This is a genomic window from Methanobrevibacter sp. (assembly GCF_045644645.1).
Taxonomy (GTDB): Archaea; Methanobacteriota; Methanobacteria; order Methanobacteriales; family Methanobacteriaceae; genus Methanocatella.
Window position 1 is genome coordinate 1 of record NZ_JAZRHE010000106.1, and the last position, 3,958, is coordinate 3,958.

At 35.5% G+C, this 3,958-nt stretch carries 5 protein-coding genes; 3 read left to right on the forward strand and 2 right to left on the reverse strand.

Annotated features, from left to right (window positions below; genetic code table 11):
- The 3 genes from ACKI4K_RS05965 to ACKI4K_RS05975 form a co-directional block, all read left to right on the forward strand.
- Positions 1-430, forward strand: a 430-nt coding sequence (locus ACKI4K_RS05965; protein ID WP_407423233.1) for a hypothetical protein, incomplete at its 5' end; no start/stop codon positions are given.
- Positions 427-1,239 (forward strand): toll/interleukin-1 receptor domain-containing protein, encoded by an 813-nt coding sequence (locus ACKI4K_RS05970; RefSeq protein WP_407423235.1) that lies wholly within the window; start codon positions 427-429, stop codon positions 1,237-1,239. The genes ACKI4K_RS05965 and ACKI4K_RS05970, both read left to right, overlap by 4 nt.
- A gap of 7 nt (positions 1,240-1,246) precedes the next feature.
- On the forward strand, positions 1,247-2,110 hold the full coding sequence (locus tag ACKI4K_RS05975) for a toll/interleukin-1 receptor domain-containing protein (protein WP_407423237.1): 864 nt from the start codon (positions 1,247-1,249) through the stop codon (positions 2,108-2,110).
- A gap of 18 nt (positions 2,111-2,128) precedes the next feature.
- On the opposite strand, the gene ACKI4K_RS05980 is transcribed toward ACKI4K_RS05975, so the two are convergent.
- The gene (locus ACKI4K_RS05980) at positions 2,129-3,487 is read right to left on the reverse strand and encodes a hypothetical protein (protein ID WP_407423239.1); all 1,359 of its coding nucleotides are present in this window, start codon (positions 3,485-3,487) and stop codon (positions 2,129-2,131) included.
- Positions 3,488-3,682: 195 nt separating this feature from the next.
- Positions 3,683-3,958: DUF2207 family protein (locus ACKI4K_RS05985; protein ID WP_407423241.1), on the reverse strand; the 276-nt coding region annotated here is incomplete at its 5' end.

Genomic DNA, 3,958 nt, shown 5'->3' on the forward strand with positions numbered 1-3,958 from the left:
TGCTTCTTATTTTTTTATATTCTATGATTATAAGGAAAATGTAACTTCATTGGACGATATTACTCTGTTAGTTCCTTCAAGTTCTCAATATCATGTAATTGGTGATACGATTGAATTTAAAAATCCTACTTATGACTTTTATAATTTGAATGTCAGCAGATTAAATTCATCCGATGAAAGAATTACACTCTTATTGAATTATATTTCAAATATGAAGAGGGGCAGTGTCGAATATTTGAATGAAAGTTGTTATGTCCTGACTGTAGAGTATCCGGATGGTCATTTCCAATATCATTCAATGATTATTCCTATCGATTCTTTTGATAAGGACAGATTATCATTTACTAATGAATCTCCTGTTTGGTTATTTGAAGCAAACAACAAAGAGTTTGTTGTCGATTCGGCATTTAACAGTAAGGTGGTATTATGAGTCATGATGTTTTTATAAGCTATTCCACAAGGAATTCTGATATTGCTGAGAAGGTTTGTTATGTTTTAGAGCAGAATGGCCTTAAATGTTGGATTGCACCCCGCAACATTGCTTCAGGTAAAAACTATTCTCAGGAGATTCTGGATGGGATAACCTCGACCAAGATTGTTGTTTTGGTCTTTTCAAAGTATTCTCAGGCATCAGATTTTGTAAAAAATGAGATCGATATTGCATTTTCTAATGAGAAACCTATCATTTCATTTAAGATTGATGAGACAATGCCTGAAGGGGACATGGGATTCTATCTAAAAAATAAACAGTGGCTGGATGCATCTCCGGAACCTGAAAAACATTTTAAAAAGTTAATTGAAGATGCATTGAAGTTGTGTGATGAGGAAATTGACAAACCCGTTACCTATACATTAAAGGATTTTGTTCCGGAAGATATGTCCTCATTGAAAAAGGACCGCACTTCTTTAATCTTACTGTTCACTCCTCTCTATTGGGTTTCTTTTATATATATGGGACTTATTGCCGATAGAAATCTGTGGAAAATTGCAGGAATTATTTATTTGATTCCATCGATATTTTGCATTATATTCTATTTCCAGATATGGGGTCTGTTATTTATTTTCTATCCGGTATTTGTAACATTCTTATATATATTCATAATATTCTGGATATTGGCCATAATTCATGGATTTTTAATTAGAAACGAATTTTTAACAAGAAAATCCGTATTGAGGGTAATGTCCAGTGATGATAAGATGTTTAATGAGCTTCTAGATGAATATTCTCAAATCAGGTGATGGTTAAATGCATGATGTCTTTATTTGTTATGATGAAAACGATAAACTGCTCAGTGATGTAGTTTGCCGTGTGTTTGAGGATAATAACATTAAATGTTGGATCAAATCAAGGGATTATTCTTCAAATGATTCTGTTGACACCATTTCAAGGGCAATCATGGATTCGAAATGTCTGGTTCTGATTTATTCCAATAACTCAAAGAATTCTGATTATGTACTTACTGAAGTGGATATAGCATTCACTGAAGGTGTTGAGATTTTGGTATTCAATATTGATAATTCAAACAGGAAAGGGAATTCGGAGTTCTTTTTAAAGAATAAAGATTTCATATCAGCACTTCCCAATCCTGCCGAACAGCTGAAAGCATTAGTAAGCGATACTTCAAAGTTGTTGAAACGACCTGTCGGCAAGACCATAATTTCTTCCAGGGATTCCAAAGAAATCGAACGATTAATCCCTAAACCGAAGGATTATACAAAATACGTTAAGGTTGCTGTTCCAATCATTATTGGAATAGTATTGATTTTTTATTTCTTTATTCTTCCAATGGGTCAGCATACGACTGATGACGGTAATTTTACCATGAAGATTACTGATGTTGGTGTTTCGGATGTTAACGGCGAATATTCCTATACCGTTTATGGGGAGTCCTATAACTTACCTAATGACCCTTTTAATTATATCATGAAAACAAAGTATTATGATGCGGAAAATAATGAGGTGTATTCCATAAATTCCACGGCTGACGAATTCAGAAGTGGAAAAATCACTTCGTTTGAGGTTCCTCAAAAGAATATTACAAAAGTAACTTTTGAATTGGTTGATTTGAAGGACAATGTGCTTTGTGAAGATGAATTCAAAATAAAATAAGATAGGGATATTCAATCCCTAGGATTTAAATTTTTTAAATACAACAATGCTGAATACACCCAGAATTAAAACAGCTAAAATAATCAGAATGTTGCCGTTTGACGGGTTGATTGATTTGTCGATATTGGAAGTTCTGGTAAAATTCTCAATGGAATCCTCTGTATCGTTTGTGTCTGCCCGGTTATTGGCTGAACTGCTAGCGTTTTCCCGAATATCTGTACTGTTTGTGGTCATTGGGTTGGTGCTAGGATTAGTATCTTCTGTACTGTTTGTGGTCATCGGGTTGGTGCTAGGATTAGTATTTTCCGGAGCACTTGCCCCATGTTTGTATTCAGAGTAGGAAACTTCTTTTGTTTCACCATCGTCATCCACTACATTCACGGTTCTGTATTCTGAGTAATCGGAATATGAATAATGCTGCTGATGGCTATAAGATTTATCGTCACTTTTAGTGACAATAGTGCTGTTAGTCCTCGGATCCAAGAAATTATTGCCAGTGTATATTTCATTTGAAGTTGTCCTTGCAATGATGTTGCGCTCATCCCAAAGTTTTCCAATTATTGAAAGAAGATAGTTCATGTCTACAGTTGTGTAAACGGTCAGTGTTTCACTGTCTGATACGTCACCGACATCCCAGATTCCAGTAGTCGGGTCGTATGAACCCTTGCTGGCTTCATAATATTGGAAAGTGAAATTTTTATCGAGAACGTATTCAACTGTAGTGTTTTCGGCGACGCCCCCTTCAGATTTAACTGTAAAACTCCTGTGGCAGCTTGCAATTTCACTTCCAGGCGGTATTGTGCCAATGAAATCTCCTGCAGTAAGTGACAAGTCAATAATGTGGGGCATCCTATCAACAGCATCGGGATTTACAAGGATATTTGTCTGATTCAATTCAGCATATTCCTGGAGAATAAGGGGATAACCGTCTGTTTTGATAAAATCTTCCCATGATTGGGAGTAGTGTTCATTATATGAAAAGACTTTTAGACTTTCCTCACCATAGAAATCTCCAATATCCCAAATTCCAGTGGAGGGATTGTATGTTCCTCTGCTAGTACTGTAGATCATGGCCTTGAATCCATCGCTTGGAGTGTAACTGTAGGATGCATTCAATGCGATTCCGTTTGTTGGCCCGACAGTGCAGATTGTTTCCGCAAATGGAGTGTCGCCTTCATCATCAAGCAGCATAACTGTGCTTTCACTAGTTGGATAATCATATGCAATGGGATAAACATCTGATAAGATGGCATTGTCATCATTTATGGATATCTGATCTGTTGTATTTTGGATTATATCGTCACTTGCATTAACTGTTGTTAGTGAAAGTACTGATATAAAAAGTATTATGAATAGTGTTGTTGTTTTGAATTTCATAATATTTCATCATATAAATTTATGAAAAATGGTTTTATTTAAATATTTTGTAGATTTAATGGTCATTTTACAAATTGATTATGGGTGAAATGAATCTTTTGAGGATTAGTCTGTGTGGATGATGGTTCATATGATAAATGAGGACAATATTATTATTCGATATTTTCAAAAAAGTAAAAAAAAGTGAAAATGGAACTAGAATGCTCCACCTCCACCTCCGCCGGATCCTCCTCCGAAGCCACCAAAGCCTCCGGAGTCTGAGGATGAATGTGTTGTTGAGTAACTTGTATGGTATGCTCCATACATCATGCCATATCCTCCATAATAGTGATACCATAGCAGGCCATCATCATAATCGGATATATTTGGTATGTTGAGTTTCATCGCTTTGTAAACCTCATCAGCTACTCCAAGAGCAGTACCATAAATCAGGTACTTCTTCCAGATAACTATTGATTCTGGAGGGTGTTC

Excerpts from the sequence above, each read along its gene's own strand:
- ACKI4K_RS05980 (WP_407423239.1), bottom strand. The coding sequence starts at position 3,487 with ATGAAATTCAAAACAACAACACTATTCATAATACTTTTTATATCAGTA.
- ACKI4K_RS05975 (WP_407423237.1), top strand. The coding sequence starts at position 1,247 with ATGCATGATGTCTTTATTTGTTATGATGAAAACGATAAACTGCTCAGT.
- ACKI4K_RS05970 (WP_407423235.1), top strand. The coding sequence starts at position 427 with ATGAGTCATGATGTTTTTATAAGCTATTCCACAAGGAATTCTGATATT.